The sequence below is a fragment of the Pseudomonas sp. LARHCG127 genome, from assembly GCF_052871455.1.
In genome coordinates, this window is record NZ_JBIXJT010000046.1 from 1 (window position 1) to 996 (window position 996).

A 996-nucleotide genomic window follows, 5' to 3' on the forward strand; every position below is an offset into this window, starting at 1 on the left:
GCCGGCCATTTTATGCTTGGCGGTGGAACCGTAGGAGTAGGTGCGCGAGGCCTTGTACAGTTGATCCAGGCCGTTGCTTTCCCACTGGATGTTCGCGCCGTTACCGATGAAATTTTCCAAGGTGTATTCGTAGCTCACCTCCATCTCCGGCTGCTGGAAGCCGGGAAAGAGCTGATGGCGGGTGACCCTCGGCAGGTTCGGCCGTCCGGTGTTGCCCGGATAGGCATGGCCCGCGTCGAGATATTCGATGACTTCGCGCCCGCCCACCGGGGTCTTGACTTCCCTGATGCAGCCAATGCCGCGCACGTCCTGATAATCGAAGCGCCAACTGGCGCGCTCATCCGTGGGCAGGACTATCTCGATGACCTGGTGCCTGGCGTTGAGCTTGAGTTCGAAGCGCGCCAACGGTGTGCCACCCGGTCCGGCATCCGGATACAGGAGCATCTCGACCAGCGCGCGGTCATCGAAGCGGTTGATCTGCAGCAGGCGCCCGAGGGCATCGCTGATCGATGCCAGGCGTTGGCCACCATTGAACCCCACGTAGGCCAGGTCGACCTTGTGCCCGGACGGGGCATGGATCTGCTCGGGCAAGGCCACTCGTTGCTCACCGCTGCCGCCCACCTTCAAGGTTTCGACCAGCCCGGCCTTGTGCACGACCCGATAGAGCTCGTTGCCCTCGTTGAAGAAATGGAAACTGTCGAGTTTCTTTTCCTTGATCTCCGGCGTGGCACCGCTGCCGGTGACCTTGAAGGTTTCGCCAGTGGACAAGGCCAGGATGCTGTCATGGGGGGTGAACTGGGACAGGTTGAAGTTCCAGCCGACGCCGAAGCCCGAATCCAGGGTATTGAGCGGGTTGAACACCAGCTTCAGCGGTACGGCGGGGCCGCAAAGGTCATTGGACTTGAGTTCCGGCAAGTCGATGGCGAGGGTGTATTGACCGGTGCGTGGATCAACACTGGCCGACAGGAAACTCATGAAGTTGAAGGCATTGGAATG

Annotated in this window: 1 pseudogene; it reads right to left on the minus strand. The window is 60.6% G+C overall.

The features are described from left to right. A pseudogene (locus tag ACIPQ1_RS28735) lies at positions 1 to 996 on the minus strand (sugar-binding protein); the annotation flags it as partial.